The sequence below is a fragment of the Butyrivibrio sp. FCS006 genome (assembly GCF_000424525.1).
Classification (GTDB): Bacteria; Bacillota; Clostridia; order Lachnospirales; family Lachnospiraceae; genus Butyrivibrio.
On sequence record NZ_AUKB01000008.1, the window covers coordinates 290,769 to 308,265 of the forward strand.

The window sequence follows — 17,497 nt, forward strand, 5'->3', positions numbered from 1 at the left end:
ATGGATGGTTTTGTAAGAGTTCCTGTTCGTGAGCAGGAAGCAAAAGAGAGAGCAAAGAACTTCAAGGAAGTATGCCTTGGATACAATAAAGAAGAAGCAGAGAGCGAGGCAACAAGATGCCTTAACTGCCCTAACCCTAAGTGTGTAGCAGGATGTCCTGTATCTATCGACATTCCCGGCTTCATCCAGAAGGTTAAGGAAGGAAACGTTGAGGAGGCTTATCAGGTTATCAGTAAGTCCAGTGCACTTCCTGCAGTATGCGGACGTGTATGCCCTCAGGAGAGCCAGTGCGAAGGCAAGTGCGTAAGAGGCATCAAGGGCGATCCTGTTTCAATCGGTAAGCTTGAGAGATATGTTGCAGATACAGCACGTGAGATGGGCATCATGCTTGAAGGCGCTAAGGAGAAGAAGGGCAAGAAGGTTGCTGTTATCGGTTCAGGCCCTTCAGGTCTTACCTGCGCAGGCGATCTTGCAAAGATGGGATATGACGTAACTATTTTTGAGGCTCTTCATGAGGCCGGCGGAGTACTTGTTTACGGTATTCCTGAGTTCCGTCTTCCTAAGGATGCGGTAGTTAAGAAAGAGATCGAGAACGTTAAGTCACTTGGTGTTAAGCTTGAGACAGACGTTGTTATCGGAAAGAGCGTTACTATTGATGAACTCATGGAGAAGGAAGGCTTTGAAGCTGTATTCATCGGATCAGGTGCAGGACTTCCAAGATTCATGAACATCCCCGGCGAGCAGGCTATGGGTGTATTCTCAGCTAATGAGTACCTCACAAGAAGTAACCTCATGAAGGCTTTTGATGAGAACTCAACAACTCCTATCATGAAGGCTAAGAAGTGCGTAGTTGTCGGCGGCGGAAACGTTGCTATGGACGCAGCAAGAACAGCTCTTCGTCTCGGAGCAGAGGTTCACGTAGTTTACAGACGTGGTGAGGAAGAGCTTCCTGCACGTAAGGAAGAAGTACATCACGCTAAGGAAGAGGGTATCATCTTTGATCTTCTCACAAATCCTGTTGAGATCCACGCTGACGAGAACGGCTGGGTAAAGAGCATCACATGTATCCGCATGGAGCTCGGCGAGCCTGACGAGTCAGGAAGAAGAAGCCCTGTTGAGATCCCCGGATCAGAGTTTGAGATTGAGTGTGATGCAGTTATCATGTCACTTGGTACATCACCTAACCCTCTTATCTCTTCAACAACCGAGGGACTTGAAGTTAACAGAAGAAAGTGTATCGTTGCCGAGGAAGCAAACGGACAGACATCAAAGAAGGGCGTATTTGCCGGCGGAGATGCTGTTACAGGAGCTGCTACAGTTATCCTTGCCATGGGTGCAGGAAAAGCTGCTGCAAAGGGTATCGACGAGTATCTTTCAAAGTAATTTAGTGAATGCAGACTGCCACAGATTATTCTGTGGCAGTTTTTTATTGAAATAAAGTCTAATTCTTAAGAAATCTTAAGAATTTTCGACGGTAAATCTTAAGAATTACCTGATACCATGGTATAATAACAAAGTTAGTGAAACGGAGATTATATCATGAACAAAGAGGAAAAAATAAAGGTTGCGATCACAGCAGGAGTCGCATCGGTAATACTTCTCATCCTGGTTTTATTCCTTGCCCTTTCAGGGAAAAAAGGAAACGATGAAGAGAGGATGAATGAGAATATCACAGATTATGCCGGCAGTAATCAGGCATCGACAGCTGTAAGTACAGATGCACTTACAGGAAATGCAGCATCAACTGAAGGCTCTGCCGAAAGTGCAGCAGATGGCTCTACAGATGGCTCTACTGCAGCAACATCAGTTGCAGCAACTTCCGAATACAAAGACACTGCTAAGAATTCAGTTTCAGGAAACAGCTTCTACGCAACTAACACAGCAGTTTTAAAAGATGTTTATAAGGGCATAAAATACGATTTAAATGCTCAGCTGAAGGAAATGTATACCTACTGGGCAGATGGAAATACAGAGGCAGTAAGAGACCTTGCTCACCTTGAGAGATTTGAAGCTATGTCATATAGTCTTTCAGGAAGTCAAAATTTCTTTTACTACGGAGATACGACAGGTGATGGTGTTCCAAACGGAACCGGCCTTGCAGTATATGCCAATGATCAGTACTATTTCGGAGAATGGTCTGAGGGCGTTCGTAGCGGAAACGGAACCTGGATCTCTTTCTATCCAAATTACAGTCAGTATGTGGTAAAAGAGCATATGTACACAGGAGAGTGGGCCGGCGACCTTCCAAACGGACAGGGCCAGGAGCACTACGACTATGTATCTGAATATATGAATAGTGCCGATATCTATCTACAGAATGCCATTGGCGGTTTCAAGGATGGCTACTATAATGGTGATATGTACATAATAACCGTTGATAAAAACGGCGATACTTCTGAGTGGGACGGAAAATGCAATAATGGTACCTGGGAACAGGTTTTACATGCTTCGATTGATACTAAGGGCAAGATTCCGGTGCTGAGCCTTCGAGAGAACACAGAGAACCACGTCTACATGACAAAAGAGGGAACTAAGGATAACGGCGTATCCGGCATCATAACCGGCGGAAGCATAAGAAAATAAGGAGTATTCGTGATAAAGATAACTCTTATTGTTGTCGGCAAAATTAAAGAGAAATACTGGAATGACGCCATTAACGAGTATTCCAAGAGGCTTTCACGCTACTGCAAGCTGGACATCTGTGAAGTGCAGGACGAGAAGACTCCGGATGATGCACCATCTGCCATCTGTGACCAGATCAAGAAAAAAGAGGCGGAGAGAATCCTGAAAAATATCGATGATCACGCCTTTGTGTGTACGCTGGAGATTGCAGGTAAGCGCTTTACCTCGGAAGCCTTTGCGGATTTTCTCGATAAAAAGGCTCTTTCGGGAGTCAGCCACATTCAGTTTGTAATAGGCGGATCCTTGGGACTTCACGAGAGCGTACTTAAGAGGTCTGATCAGGCAATCAGCTTTTCCGACATGACTTTCCCTCACCAGATGATGAGGGTTATACTGCTGGAGCAGATTTACAGGGGCTACAGGATCATTAACAATGAGCCCTATCATAAATAACAGATTTGGGGATATGTATGAGTGAGATCACAGAACTGACACTGTCACTTACAGCTGAGGATGAGAGAAATATCTTTGGTGGGAATGACAGCTACATCAGGAAAATTGAGAAGAGCCTTTCAGTTGAGATCATCGACAGAAACGGTCAGCTTCACATAATTGGGGACAAGGAAGGGGCAAACAGAGCTTCACAGATCATAAGGGAGCTGGTAACTCTTTCAAGAAGAGGGTCACTTGTTGAGGAACAGAGCGTAGAATATGCCATTTCCCTTAAGAATGATGATACAATGGAGAAAGAGGTCAAGGAAAAAGACAATGTCCTTGCCGGTATTGATATGGATGTTATCTGCCATACTGTTTCCGGTAAGCCGATCAAGCCCAAGACCCTTGGTCAAAAGAGATATATAGATGCCATCAGAAATAAGATGATTGTATTTGGTTTGGGACCGGCAGGAACAGGTAAAACCTACCTTGCAATGGCAATGGCTATCACTGCATTCCAGAGGGATGAAGTAAGCCGTATCATCCTTACAAGACCTGCAATCGAGGCAGGAGAGAAGCTGGGCTTTTTGCCCGGAGACCTTCAGAGTAAGGTAGACCCGTACTTAAGGCCTCTTTACGATGCGCTGTATCAGATCATGGGTACAGAGAACTTTATCAAGAACATGGAGAAGGGACTTATTGAGGTTGCTCCTCTTGCATATATGAGAGGAAGAACTCTGGACAATGCCTTTATCATTCTGGATGAGGCACAGAACACAACTCCTGCTCAGATGAAGATGTTCCTGACCAGAATTGGCTTTGGCTCTAAAGTAATCATCACAGGTGATGCTTCCCAGAAGGACCTTGCTCCGGGAACAAAGTCAGGACTTGATATAGCAAGCGCAGTTCTTAAGGGGATTGATGATATCGCATTCTGTAACCTGACAAGTGCCGATGTAGTAAGACATCCGCTTGTTCAGAAGATTGTTAAGGCCTACGAGGACTATGAGAAAAAGACTGCTAACAAGCAGACCAGGAAAAGAGTTCAGAAGTTGGAGAGAAGTTCACTAAATGGAAAGTGAGAAGGGGTCACTTAACAGGATAAAGATTCTTTATGCCATAATGTTCCTTTTTACGGGAGCATTTGTCTTTGGCATGTCATTTATATTGGGAAAGAGCCATGAGGCTATACTCAGGAATACCATAGTTTCACTCGTTGGAGCGGGAACCATTATCTTTATGCTGATGGATGCAGCAGGTAAGGGCAAGGATGGTTTCTCCTATGACAACTTTTATAAGAGGAACAGGTATTTTATCGTCTATATGCTCATGGTGGTTTTATCATGTCTCTTTTCCCTGGTTCCCAGTGAATTCTGGCCATATATGTCACTTATCGTGGTGATGGCGCTGTTTTCAAACACAGAAATAGGCATGATGTCAGGCGTGTTCTTTGTTACGCTTTCAGTTATGCTTGAAGAGACAGGAGGCGTTGAAGAGCTGCTTATGTATGTACTCGCCGGAGCTGTTGCACTCGCTCTGTTTAAAGACCTTGGCGAGGAAACACAGGTTGCACTTCCGGTATTCATTTCACTCTTGATGCAGGCGGTTCTTTTGATGGCCTTTAATGTGCTGTTCCAGAACAGGACTTTCTCCATCAATATCCTGATACTGCCTATACTGAACCTGATGTTGAATCTCATAATCCTTTTGATATTCCTTAACATGTTCGGCGTTTACGTAATCAGGAAATCCAATGACATGTACATGGAGATCAACGATGTTGAATATCCGCTGCTTGTGGCACTCAAGGAAAAAGACAAGGATGAGTACTTCAGAGCTATCCATACAGGTTACCTCGCTGAGAGAATAGCCCTTGGTCTTGGCTTTAATGCAAGAGCTGTAAAGGCCTGTGCATACTATCACAGGATAGGACTCCTTGGAGATGGCCTTAAATGGGCAGATGTAAGCCACTACTACGAAGAGAATAATTTCCCACTAGAGGCGATTGAGTTTCTTCATGAGTATATAGAGCCTGAAAAGGGTGCCATCAAGTCAAAAGAGGCTTTGGCAGTCCAGCTGAGTGAAACGGTAATAGCATCAATAATGTATCTGATAAAAAAGAACAAAGATGCTAAAATAGATTATGACAAACTGATAGATGGCATCTTGGATAAGAAGTATAGTGACGGAGATTTAAAGGACTACGATGTAACCTTCAGGGACTTTGACAAGATGCGAGCACTTCTTAAGAAAGAGAAATTATACTATGACTTTTTACGTTGAGAATGAAGTAGATGCCGACTTTGGCTTTGATATAGAAGAGCTGGCAAAGAGCGTTGCAGATACTGTGCTTGATATGGAGGGCTGCGCTGCTGATATCGAAGTAGGCCTTACCATTACGGACAGCGAAGGAATACATGAGCTTAACAAGGAGTTCAGGGGAATAGATTCACCTACTGATGTACTGTCTTTCCCAAATGTGAGCTATGAGAATGCAGGGGATTTCTCAGTGCTGTTAGGGGAGCAGCTTGTGGATCTTCTTGATCCGGATACCGGTAAGATCATGTTTGGGGATATTGTTATCAATGAGGACAGAGTTCGTTCTCAGGCCGAGGACTTTGGCCACAGTGTTAAGAGGGAGTTTGCCTTTCTTGTTGCCCACAGCATGCTTCATCTGTGCGGATATGATCACATGGAAGAGGAAGAGGCAAAGGTTATGGAAAAAAAGCAGGAGGACGTTCTGGGAAAGCTTGGTATTACCAGAGACTGACTCCTTTAATGGGGAATAAAATATGAAGACCTACTCAGAAGAGAAGAGAATAAAGCCGCACATCCTGACCGCAGCTGTTTATCTGGCTGCTCTGGTAATGATGGTTTACTTTATTATGGCTGTAAGAATATGTGGTGAAAAAGGAGCGTTTTTCGCCGTCGGACCGTTTTTTATTTATTGTGTGCTTTACTGCAGCTTTGTACTGGCAGTCCAGAAGGCTGTCTATATCATGGTAAGGCTACGTGCCAGAAGATCACAGTTCCACAACGCTGAGACCAATATGCAGAGATCCATGAGGATATTCAGTATCAGTTCGCTGGTGATGGGAGGTCTTTTGATAGCGCTTAGCTACATCCTTTGCAGCGTTGTACTTGGGACAGACAGAGGTTTTATCCAGCTTATACTGGCAGGAGTTTCAGTCATCTTCTTGGGAATCCAGGGAGTCCTTAGAGGGTATCTGCAGGGAATCGGTTACACCAAGCCGATTGTTTTATCAGACCTTTTAATTGCACTTGTATCAATTGTTTCAGGAACCATTGCTGTTGGAATCCTGTACAACTACGGACTTAAGGTGAACAAGCTTCTTCATGCAAATGAATTTTCTGCAGTTTACGGCTCGACAGGACTTATGGCAGGAATACTTTTAGGAAGCCTTGTTGGACTTATTCAGACAGTGATAAGTTATCACCTTCGAAAGGGCGAGATACAGGAGTTTGTTAAGAACGGAGCACCAAGATACCTCGACAACAAGAATGACGTACTGGCAGGCATCAGGCCTTTAATGCCTCTTTATGCAACACCTGCACTGGCAGTTTTGGTTGATCTGTGCTTTTATTGCATCTTTACCAGAAAGGTGCACAAAGATATTGATTACATGGCAAGCTTTGGCATTTATGCAGGATACGTTATTTGCACAATAGCTCTTTTCACACTTATCTGCACATTGCCATATATCAAGTCCATGAACAGGGTTATGGCAAGGATTGAAAGAGATGAGTTTGAAGGCGCAAGAGACAGATACAGACGCCTTATCAGGTTCTCAAATATGTTCTTTATACCGGTTTCGGTGTTTGTGTTTGCAACAGCTGAGACCATACTGATAGCTCTTTTTGGAAAGAGCAATGCCCTGGCTAATTCACTTCTGAGCCTCGGTGGACTTATGATCATGTGCGCAAGCCATGCAATCATGTCGTCATGGCTTTTAAACCATATGGGCAAGTCAGTGGCAGCTCTGGTCAATCTTGGAATCGGCTGGGCTTTCCACATAATTCTTCTGGTACTGTTTGTATGGCCACTCAACATGGGAGTTATGGGAGTTCTGCTGTCGGGAATCCTTGCTGTAGGAATCTACGATGCTTTCTGCTACCTCATGATCTCCAGGGTATTGCATCATCGTCACGAGTGGATGATGAGCTTTGTGCTTCCTTTGGCTTCTGCAGCAGCTGCGGGGCTTGTGGTATTTCTTTTGAATAAACTGCTTATCAATGTCATCGGCGATATACTGACGCTGATTGTTTGCGCTTTAATATTCTGGCTGGTATATATGCTTGTCATGGTTGTGACAGGAGGACTGCTTGCTCACGAGCTTAAAAGGGTACCTTTTGGTAATCTTTTCTACGGCATTTCTACCGCTATAAGGCGCGATCGATATGAAGAGGGCTGATCTTGGGTAAATCAATAATTGTTGCAGGCGGAGGAGCTGCCGGAATGTGTGCAGCTATCTACGCAGCAAGAAATGGTGCAAGTGTAACCATAATAGAAAAGAATTCTGTGCTGGGGAAAAAGCTCTCAATGACAGGAAACGGCAGATGTAATCTGACCAATCTTGACATGAGAGAAGAGTGCTTTAATCCATCAGCCAGAGCAAGAATGAAGGAGTGGCTGTCCACCTACGGTGTAGAGGATGTCATATCCTTCTTTAAGTCTATGGGAGTTGTTGTAAAGAGCGAAGAAGGCTATATTTACCCGGTTTCCGGACAGGCCATGAGCGTGGTTAATGCTCTTTTAAATGAGATAAACAGGCTTGGAATAACCGTTAACCTTGGCGAACAGGTAAAGGGTGTCAAGTGCCTTGAGGGTGGCAAAGTGCTTCTTAATACTAACAAGGCAGAGTACGAAGCAGACGCCGTTATCCTGTCCATGGGCGCGCTCTCAGGCGCAAAGGGTACCATGTCCACAGGGGATGGCTACTACATCTGCAAGAATATAGGAATGACTGTAAAAGACACTCATCCGGCACTGGTGGGCTTTAAGGTGGCGGAGGGTGAGATTATGCCTTCTGCCGGAGTAAGAGCTACTGCAGAAGTTTCTTTTATTTTGGGAGGCGAGGTACTTGCAAGCGAACACGGTGAAGTGCAGCTTAGCAGTGATGGTATCTCCGGAATACCTGTTATGCAGGCCTCAAGAGAAGTCATAAGATTTGTTGAAGAGAAAAAGCCCGTTTATGCTGTTCTTGATTTCTTCCCGGACTACGACGAGAGCGACTTTAATGCTCTTAAGGCAGATATGCTCCGCCTTAAAGATGAAAGAACCCTTGAAGAGTTTCTGCAGGGCTTTGCCAACAGTGGGATCACAGACATGGTCCTTGGCAGGATGAAACTTGGCAGAAAGATGAAAATGAAGAATATCTCTGTCAGCATGGCAGAGTGCATATTGGATACCTACAGAAATGTGAAGATTGCAATTGACTCCAGCTACGGCTATCAGGCATCCCAGGTAACAACCGGTGGCATAAGCCTTGGCGACATCGGAAGCGATTTCTCCTGCAAAACCGCCCCCGGCATCTACTGCGTCGGTGAACTCCTCGACGTCGACGGACGCTGCGGCGGATACAACCTCCAATTCGCCTGGACCAGTGGATGCATTGCAGGTTGTGCTGCATCATTGTGAAATGGGACGGGCAACTGTCCGAATCTGCGGGTTTAAGCGGCAAAATGATCCAATTTTACTCGATTAAACCAAGCACTTCGGCGAGCCCAGGGCACCAATCTCTGCGTGCATAGGCACTTAAGATTGGTTGGTCTCGTCTTCGTGGTTTAAACTCGCAAAATTGGATCATTTTGCCGCTTAAACCCACAGATTCGGACAGTTGCCCTGGCTATTGACAACCGGTAATCAGTAAAATTCTGAATGGTAACAGAAAGTTGATATATGATTAGAATTGGTCAGATAAAATTAAAACATGATGAGAATATGGACTATGGCACGAAGGCTATGGTTAGTTTTCTTAAGCAAAAGGCTTGTAAAATACTAAAGATTCAAGAGAGCAATATTGAATCTTTGAGTATAGTTAAGCATTCCTTGGATGCCAGGAAGAAGCCGGAGTTATACCATATTTATACTATTGATTTTAAGGTGAATGGAAAGCCTGAGGAGAAAATAGTTAAGGCATGTAGGGATAAGAATGTATCGGTGATTTCGGAGAAGGCCTATGATTTTTGGAGTCATGTAGGTGGAGAAGAGGCTAAGGGAAAAGAGTTAGCGGAGAAGCGTATTGTTGTTATAGGCTGTGGGCCGGCGGGGTTATTTTGCGGATATGAGCTGGCCAGGCAGGGATTTAAGCCTGTGATACTTGAGCGTGGAGCGGATGTTGATAAGAGGAGCGGGATTGTAGATAAGTTCTGGGCCGGCGGCGAACTGGATGAGAAGACCAATGTTCAGTTTGGCGAGGGAGGGGCAGGAACCTTCTCTGACGGTAAGCTCAACACCATGGTCAAGGACAAAGAGTGCCGTGGAGCGGAGGCTCTTGATATCTTTGTAAATCACGGAGCTCCTGAGCGGATCAAGTATGAAGCTAAGCCTCATATTGGAACGGATATATTAAAGAGTGTTGTTAAGAATATCAGAGAAGACATAAAGAGCCTTGGTGGTGAGGTTTATTTTGAGACCAAGGTGACTGAGCTGATCATAGATGATAAGGGCGTGTTAAAGGGCGTGAAAGCAGAAGGACCGGATGGTGCAGAGCAGGAATTTCAGTGCGATGCAGCTGTTCTGGCAATCGGTCACAGCGCAAGAGACACCTTCTATATGCTTAAGGACAGGCAGGTTGAGATGCAGCCCAAGCCCTTTGCTGTAGGTTTCCGAGTTGAGCATCCGCAGAGCCTTATAAACCTTAGTCAGTACGGAGCTACTGAAGTCAAAGGACTCGGAGCAGCTCCCTATAAGCTTGTTACGACAACTGAAAGCGGAAGGGGCGTCTATTCCTTCTGTATGTGTCCCGGAGGATATGTTGTTAATGCTTCCTCAGAGAAGGGGAGACTTGCAGTAAACGGAATGAGCTACAGTGGAAGAGACGGCAGGAATGCGAATTCTGCAATTATTATTACTGTCGATCCCAGTGACTTTGGAGGGGATGATACTCTTTCAGGAGTAGAGTTCCAAAGAGGACTTGAAGAGAAAGCCTATAATCTGGCAGGGGGCAAGATTCCTGCCGAGTACTACATGGACTTTAAGAAGGCCTGTGGCAGTGCTGAGAAGAGGCCTGATAAAGACTACATTGATGCTGAGAGTTTTTCTCCCCAAACCAAGGGAGAATACGAGTTTGCTGAGGTTCACAAGATACTTCCGGATGAGCTGAACAAAGCTTTCGTGGAGGGCATGGAGAACTTTGGTAGAATGATAAAGGGCTACAACGACTCTCATGCGCTGGTGCTTGGAGTTGAGAGCAGAACTTCATCACCGGTTCGCATAAACAGAGGAGATACCGGAGAGTCCACGAGCATAGCGGGCCTTTTCCCCTGCGGAGAGGGAGCAGGATATGCCGGTGGCATAATGTCAGCAGCCATGGATGGCATCAGAAGTGCTGAGTGGGTTGCAGCTAAACTACTTAAATAAAGACAGGGACGATATGGATAAGAGAGAACTTAGAACCAAATACATAGCAAAAAGACAGACCATTCCTACAGAGATCAAGCAGGAAAAGAGCAGACAGATACTTGAGAGGATTGTAGAACTTCCCGAGTACCAGAATGCTGAGAATATCCTGGCTTATGCATCAAGAAAAGGAGAGGTTATCACAGATGAGATAATCCTGGATGCACTTTCAATGGGGAAAAATGTCTTTTGCCCAAAAGTTACTGACGTAGAAAAGTCAGAGATGGAATTTGTCAGGATAGATTCCCTGGAGGAGATGAGTGAGGGAGCTTTCGGTATCAGAGAGCCCGAGATCAATGATTCTTCTGATGTGGCAAAAGAGCTTGATCCTGAAAAGACACTTGTCATAGTGCCCGGGGCTGTGTTTGACAGAGAGCTAAACAGAATCGGTTATGGGGCGGGATTTTATGACAGATACTTAAAGAAGTACCCTTACTACAAAACCGTGGCGCTATGTTTTGCGTGCCAGATTGCAGATGAGGTTATCGATACGGACATCAATGACGTTAAGCCTATGATGCTGATAAATGAAAATGAAACTATAAGGTGAGGAATGAAATGAACGCTTTTGATTACGAAGTAGTAAAAGACCCTAAGGTATTTGCCATAAACAGGCTCCCGGCTCACTCTGACCATGTGGCCTATAGATCTGAAGAGGAGCTTTTGACGGGGGAGAGCAGTTTTAGAATGAGCCTTGATGGGGTGTGGCACTTTAATTATGCGAAGAATATAAAGGGTGCGCCTGAAGGCTTTTGGGCTGAGGATTTTGACACGACAGGTTGGGACAGGATCAGAGTTCCTGCCCACATCCAGATGGAAGGCTATGATAAGCCTCAGTATGTAAATGTACAGTATCCGTGGGATGGAAGAGAGAGACTGACTCCTCCTGAGATCCCACAGGAATTTAATCCGGTTGCGGATTACGTTAAGTTATTTACTCTGCCTGAAGGCTTTGCGCAGGATAGGGTATGCATTTCTTTCCAGGGCGTTGAGAGCGGATTTGCGCTTTGGCTTAATGGTAAGTTTGTAGGATATTCTGAGAACACCTTTGATCCGGCTGAATTCGACCTGACAGATTACCTTGTAGAGGGACAGAACAAGCTTTGCGTCAGAGTATTTAAGTGGACAGCCGGAAGCTGGTGTGAGGATCAGGACTTCTTCAGATTCTCGGGAATCTACAGATCAGTATACCTCTATAGTGTTCCGAAGGCTCATATCCTGGACCTTTCTATCAAGCCTTATGTTGCTGATGACTTAAAGAGCGCAGATCTTGAATTTAAGGCACTTACTAAAGGGGCTGGAACCATTGAACTTCTGCTTAGCAGAAATGGCGAAAAAGTAATTGAAGAGACTTTACCTCTTTCAGATTCAAGTGAGAGCACAAGCAAGTTTCATGTAGATAATCCCGTACTTTGGAGTGCAGAAGAGCCAAATCTCTACGAGCTTCTCATAACCGTTAATGATGCTGAGGGCAAGGAGACTGAAGTTATCAGGCAGTTCGTTGGCTTCAGACGTTTTGAGATGAAAGATGGTCTGATGATGCTTAACGGTAAGCGTATCGTCTTTAAGGGTGTCAACAGGCATGAGTTCAGCAACAAGAACGGCCGTGTTCCAAATAGGGATGATCTTATTACAGACCTTACAACCATGAAGAGGAACAATATCAACGCCATAAGGACCAGCCATTATCCCGATGATTCAGCTCTTTATGAGTTATGTGATATATATGGACTTTACCTTATTGCAGAGAACAACATGGAGACTCACGGAACCTGGGAGCCTTTTGAGAGAGGTGCGCAGCCAAAAGAGTACGTGGTTCCAGGTAATCATGAAATCTGGGAAGACCTTCTTTTGGACAGGGTTAATTCCTGCTATCAGAGGGATAAGAATCATCCTTCAATCCTCATCTGGTCTTGTGGAAACGAGTCCCATGGCGGAAAAGTTATAAAAGAGATGTCAGCTCTTTTCAAAAAGCTCGATGACACAAGGCTTGTGCACTACGAGGGCATCTTCCACGACAGAACCTACAACGATACTTCTGACATGGAGAGCCAGATGTATCCTCACGCTGCGGACATCAAGGCATTCCTTGATAAGAACAAGGATAAACCATTTATCTGCTGTGAGTATACTCATGCAATGGGTAATTCCTGCGGAGGAATGCACTATTACACTGATCTGACAGATACTGAGCCAAGATATCAGGGCGGCTTTATCTGGGATTATATTGACCAGTCCATTACGAAGAAGGACAGATACGGAAAAGAGTTTGAGGCATACGGCGGAGACTTTTACGACAGACCAACTGACGGTAACTTCTCCGGAAATGGAATTGCTTACGGCGACAGGACTCCTTCGCCCAAAATGCAGGAAGTTAAGTTCAACTATCAGAACATTTCCGTTGAATTCGATAAGAGCGGAGAAGAGTTCAAGGTAATAAATAAGAACCTTTTTGTTAATACAAATACTTTTGATGCAGGCATTATTCTATCTGCCAATGGAAAAGAGATCTGTGCATGCAGTATAGATATAAGTGTTGAGCCACTTTCTTCAAAGAGCTTTGCAGTTCCGGGGCAGATTTTGGATGCAATGGCTGCGTATAGGAAGGCAGAATCACTTAATGGAAGCAATGTTGAATTTACTCTGACAGTGTCTTTTGCGCTTAAGGAAGACAAGGTATGGGCTAAGAAAGGACACGAGGTTGCCTTCGGTCAGACCACTATTGGAGAGTTCTTTAGTACGTATAAATGCGATAAGCCACTTAAGGTGGTTCTGGGTAATAGCAACCTTGGAATATATGGTGATGAGTTCTCAGCTCTTTTCACATATCCGTCAGCTGCGCTGGTTTCCTATGTGTACTGCGGCAAGGAAATGATCGAGAAGGCTCCGGCTCCCAACTTCTGGAGAGCACCGGTTGACAATGACAACGGCTATACCATGACCAATGAATATGCTCAGTGGAAGATTGCAAGTCTTTACTCTACACTTAAGGGCTATTCAATGGCGGACATGAAGATGCCTGACGTTGTTCCGGGACCAAACTCAATCAGCATTAAGTACAAGTACTTCCTGCCTACAACACCAAGGTCTGAGTGCTTTGTAACCTACGAAGTATTCGGGGACGGAACCATAAGATGTGCGATGGATATGGATCTGGTAAAAGAGCTTGGTGATGCGCCGGAGTTTGGCATGATGTTCAAGTTAAATGCAGACTATGACCGGCTTACCTGGTACGGTCTTGGACCTGATGAGACCTACGCTGACAGAAAGAGAGGAGGTAAGCTTGGCATCTACAGGAACGAAGTTAAGGACAATTTCGCCAAGTACCTGGTTCCTCAGGAGTGTGGTAATAAGTGCGATGTGAGATACGCCAAGGTAACTGATAAGAGGGGAAGAGGAATGATGTTCTTCGGCAAGCCTTTCTACTTCAGTGCACTTCCATATTCGCCGCATGAGTTGGAGAATGCATCTCATCCGTTTGAACTTCCACAGGTACATTACACCTATGTAAGAGCAGCAATGGGACAGATGGGTATCGCAGGAGATGACAGCTGGGGATCAAGACCTCATCCGGAATACCTGCTGCCAAAGGAAGGAAAATATAGTTTCGAGTTCTTCTTTAGAGGAATCTGAAAATGACTTATGAGATCAGGGTTGTAAACCTAATATTGGTTGTGGTGGGTCTTGCTATAGCAATAGTGGGACTGTTACAGGTGCGCATAAACAGAAATATTGAAGGCAAAACCAGAGGCTTTTTGACCTGGCTGTTTTTGGTACTGAATCTATATATTTTAAGCCTTCTGGCAAGAGGCATTACCTATGGCTATCAAGGCGATGGCTGGGTAATGCTGAGTCGTATCATGTTCTTCTTGCAGGCTGTTTTGGCGGCAACCCTTACAGTGCTGATAACGGCTTTTACTCTGTACAAGAGTGGTATAAACGATTGGTGGAAACATTGGATACTCATGCTTTCCGTAGGGCTATGGGCAGTCTATACGCTAATTTTGATCTACAATCTCTTTGACGGAAGAGTTTACTTTGTCAATCATGATAACGCCTATGAAAGAGGGCCACTTTATCCGGTACTTCTTATTCCAACGGTACTGATAGCCAGTGTAAACCTTTTTGCAGTCTGGGATCTGAGAGACAAGCTTACGCCCAAGGAGAAACATGCTTTTATCATTTTTAACGTTGCTCCGATGTTTGCCATGTTCATTCAGTCCAGGGTGTTTGGTATTCACTTTATAGCACTTAGTTCAGTTATAGCTGCGATATTTATGCTAAGCTATATGATAAATGACCAAACAGAGCTCTATTATATGAAAGAAGCTGAAAATGCCAAGCTTAAACTCGACATTCTTCAGGCGCAGATTCAACCTCACTTTTTGTTCAATTCACTGACAACCATCAAACAATTGTGTGTTAAAGACCCTGAGAAAGCATCAGAGGCTATCGAGACTTTCATAGTATATCTGCGTCACAACATGGACTCTCTGACTGCAGAAAAACCGATAGATTTTTCAAGGGAACTTGAGCATGTAAAGGGATACCTTGAACTTCAGAAACTTCGATTTGGAGAAGACCTCTGTGTTAAATATGACCTCGAGTTTACGAATTTCAAGATTCCAACACTTGCACTTCAGCCTATTGTTGAAAATGCTGTGACTTATGGTATCAGGAAGAGTGAGAACGGACAGGGAACAGTTACAATAAAAACCCAAAAGATAGGAAATACGGTAGAAGTTATTGTTAAGGACGATGGCCCGGGCTTTGTACCGGAAGATGTCAAAGATACTAAAAACAGAGCACACATTGGAATTGTGAACGTCAGGGAGCGTGTTGAGAATATCGCCGGCGGAGAGCTTATAATCGATTCCGAGATTGGCAAAGGAACAAAAGCAATTATTAAATTACCATTAGGAGAGTAGTAATGCTGATTTTCGCTATAGACGACGAAGAATTAGTTTTGGAGGCTTCCAGGAAGGAAATAGAAAAAGCTGTTTCGGATGCTGAAGTGGTGGCATTTAACAGAGCTAAAGAAGCACTTGATGCTATAAAAGAGGGGCAAAGGCCTGATGTTGTTTTTTCAGACATTGAGATGCCGGGAATAACGGGACTTGAGTTTGCTATCAAGACAAAAGAGCTTTCACCTTCAACCAAGATCATATTTGTAACAGGTTACAGTGAATATGCAATCGAAGCCTTCAAGATAAAGGCCCATGGATATCTTCTCAAGCCACTTACAGTACAGGACATTCAGAGAGAACTGGATTATATTCCGAAAGCCACTGTGGCAGATCAGGATAAGCTTGAAGTCAGATGCTTTGGACATTTCGATGTTTACTGGAAAGGCGAGCCTGTTATCTTCTCAAGAAAGCAGGCAAAAGAGCTTTTTGCGTACCTTATAAACAGAGAAGGCGCAGCCTGTAACACCGGCGAAATTGCTCTTGCCCTGTGGCAGGAAGGCGGAAGTGACAACAAAGCAGAGCAGAACAGGATCAGAGTAATAATAAATGATCTGAAAAACACTCTCAAAGAGATAGGAATGGAGCAGGTCCTTATCAGGGAGCACCGTGAGATTGCCATTAGAAAAGACCTTATAGACTGTGATTACTATCGCATGCTTGAGGGGGATATGGATGCCCTTAATGAGTATAAAGGCAAGTACATGTCAGACTATAGCTGGGCAGAGATGAGGAACGGTTCTATACAATTTGATCAGGAATAAGAAACGCGGCCGATGACGGCCGCGTTTTGTGGCTATTAGTGACTTAGAGCAATCTCTCTTTGGAGAGAATACTCTTTACAGTTTCTGCTGAAACTTTTGTCTTTTCGGCAATCTCCTCGATAGACATGCCATCCTCGAAACGAGCAATGATTTTTCCACTTTCAAAACCATTTTCAAAACCTTGCTCTATTCCTTGCTGAAGGCCTTCTCTAAATATAACTTTTGTCTCGTAATCCAATACTTGTCCGCCCATAATCTTATCTGCCTCCTCTTTTACAGTGGACTTGCTCTTGGCAAGTGCAGCTATCACTTTCTTTGTCAGCATGATGATGGAATGATGAGTCATGACATCAATGCGACCGTTTTCAAGTCGTTCTTTTAATCTTTCATACAGTTCAGAGAATCTCTTTCTGAACGATTCTATTACAGTCATGTCACCTGCCTCAATTTTATCAAAATCAGCTTCAAAATTGAACAGGTAGAAGGGAATTAAGAAGTATAGTTCCTTCTCAAGAATGATATCGCAGTCATAGTTGCGAAGTTTCATAATAGGTATTTCGTAGCTGACGGATTTCTCATCTGGTGAGTTGACTTTGATTGTCATTTTATCTGATGTGGATGAAGTGCTCCTTAGAAAGAGTATACCGGTAGTAGGCATAGTGACTTCTAAAATGTTTGAATCAACAATGCTTGAAGTCTTAAGTGCTAGTTGAGTATCATACTCAAAAACTCTTAGAATCATACTCCCATCTGATGTGCTTTGGCATTCAAGATGGAAGATTTTCTCTGTACCATCTGATGAAATGATAGCCAATGCAGAATCAAGAATCCTTTTGTCTTGCTCACCGGATTCTTTGTTAATGAAATAAGTTTCATTAAGTGGAATAGTCTTTTCCTTTCCTGTGTAGTTAGTTCCGGGAAACATTTCATTGATCAGGTTTATCAGTAACTTGCTGTGTTCTACAACAAGAGTCCTGAAAACATCATCAAATGGAGTGCTTCCGGCATTTGTTTTGTTTTCTTGTTCCATAGTTATTCCTTTCGTATTCTTATTTGTTGAGAATCTCTCA

Annotated in this window: 14 protein-coding genes; 13 read left to right on the forward strand and 1 reads right to left on the reverse strand. The window is 44.1% G+C overall.

The features are described 5' to 3' along the window. The 13 genes from gltA to G633_RS0101425 all read left to right on the forward strand — a co-directional run bounded on the left by gltA (position 1) and on the right by G633_RS0101425 (position 16,427). Positions 1 to 1,383 carry an NADPH-dependent glutamate synthase gene (gltA, locus tag G633_RS0101365; RefSeq protein ID WP_026518865.1) on the forward strand — a complete coding sequence of 461 codons (1,383 nt, stop codon included), beginning with the start codon at positions 1 to 3 and terminating at the stop codon, positions 1,381 to 1,383. 156 nt (positions 1,384 to 1,539) lie between these two features. Then, a complete protein-coding gene (locus tag G633_RS0101370) occupies positions 1,540 to 2,583 on the forward strand; it encodes a hypothetical protein (RefSeq protein ID WP_026518866.1) in 1,044 nt (347 codons plus the stop codon). A 12-nt stretch (positions 2,584 to 2,595) separates the two neighbouring features. Continuing rightward, positions 2,596 to 3,075, forward strand: coding sequence for a 23S rRNA (pseudouridine(1915)-N(3))-methyltransferase RlmH (rlmH, locus tag G633_RS0101375; RefSeq protein ID WP_026518867.1), 480 nt, complete (start codon positions 2,596 to 2,598; stop codon positions 3,073 to 3,075). Positions 3,076 to 3,092: 17 nt separating this feature from the next. Beyond that, positions 3,093 to 4,139, forward strand: coding sequence for a PhoH family protein (locus G633_RS0101380; RefSeq protein WP_022767302.1), 1,047 nt, complete (start codon positions 3,093 to 3,095; stop codon positions 4,137 to 4,139). Further along, entirely contained in the window at positions 4,129 to 5,340 is a 1,212-nt protein-coding gene (locus G633_RS0101385; RefSeq protein ID WP_026518868.1) for a hypothetical protein, read from the forward strand. The genes G633_RS0101380 and G633_RS0101385 overlap by 11 nt, the downstream gene beginning before the upstream one ends. Next, complete coding sequence (ybeY, locus tag G633_RS0101390) at positions 5,324 to 5,827, forward strand: rRNA maturation RNase YbeY (protein ID WP_022767300.1); 504 nt, start codon at positions 5,324 to 5,326, stop codon at positions 5,825 to 5,827. Before G633_RS0101385 ends, ybeY begins: the two co-directional genes overlap by 17 nt. Before the next feature lie 22 nt (positions 5,828 to 5,849). After that, the gene (locus G633_RS0101395) at positions 5,850 to 7,490 is read left to right on the forward strand and encodes a polysaccharide biosynthesis C-terminal domain-containing protein (protein ID WP_026518869.1); all 1,641 of its coding nucleotides are present in this window, start codon (positions 5,850 to 5,852) and stop codon (positions 7,488 to 7,490) included. Between the two features lie 2 nt (positions 7,491 to 7,492). After that, a complete protein-coding gene (locus G633_RS0101400) occupies positions 7,493 to 8,716 on the forward strand; it encodes an aminoacetone oxidase family FAD-binding enzyme (protein WP_026518870.1) in 1,224 nt (407 codons plus the stop codon). A 261-nt stretch (positions 8,717 to 8,977) separates the two neighbouring features. Beyond that, positions 8,978 to 10,660: an FAD-dependent protein gene (locus G633_RS0101405; RefSeq protein ID WP_026518871.1), complete on the forward strand. Its 1,683-nt coding sequence runs from the start codon at positions 8,978 to 8,980 to the stop codon at positions 10,658 to 10,660. A gap of 13 nt (positions 10,661 to 10,673) precedes the next feature. Next, on the forward strand, positions 10,674 to 11,249 hold the full coding sequence (locus G633_RS16990; protein WP_026512319.1) for a 5-formyltetrahydrofolate cyclo-ligase: 576 nt from the start codon (positions 10,674 to 10,676) through the stop codon (positions 11,247 to 11,249). Between the two features lie 8 nt (positions 11,250 to 11,257). After that, entirely contained in the window at positions 11,258 to 14,332 is a 3,075-nt protein-coding gene (locus G633_RS0101415) for a glycoside hydrolase family 2 TIM barrel-domain containing protein (protein ID WP_026518872.1), read from the forward strand. 2 nt (positions 14,333 to 14,334) lie between these two features. Continuing rightward, the gene (locus G633_RS18965) at positions 14,335 to 15,627 is read left to right on the forward strand and encodes a sensor histidine kinase (protein WP_051199844.1); all 1,293 of its coding nucleotides are present in this window, start codon (positions 14,335 to 14,337) and stop codon (positions 15,625 to 15,627) included. Between the two features lie 2 nt (positions 15,628 to 15,629). Next, complete coding sequence (locus G633_RS0101425) at positions 15,630 to 16,427, forward strand: response regulator (RefSeq protein WP_026518873.1); 798 nt, start codon at positions 15,630 to 15,632, stop codon at positions 16,425 to 16,427. Between the two features lie 43 nt (positions 16,428 to 16,470). On the opposite strand, the gene G633_RS0101430 is transcribed toward G633_RS0101425, so the two are convergent. After that, entirely contained in the window at positions 16,471 to 17,457 is a 987-nt protein-coding gene (locus G633_RS0101430; protein WP_026518874.1) for a sigma factor-like helix-turn-helix DNA-binding protein, read from the reverse strand. Between the last annotated feature and the right edge of the window lie 40 nt (positions 17,458 to 17,497).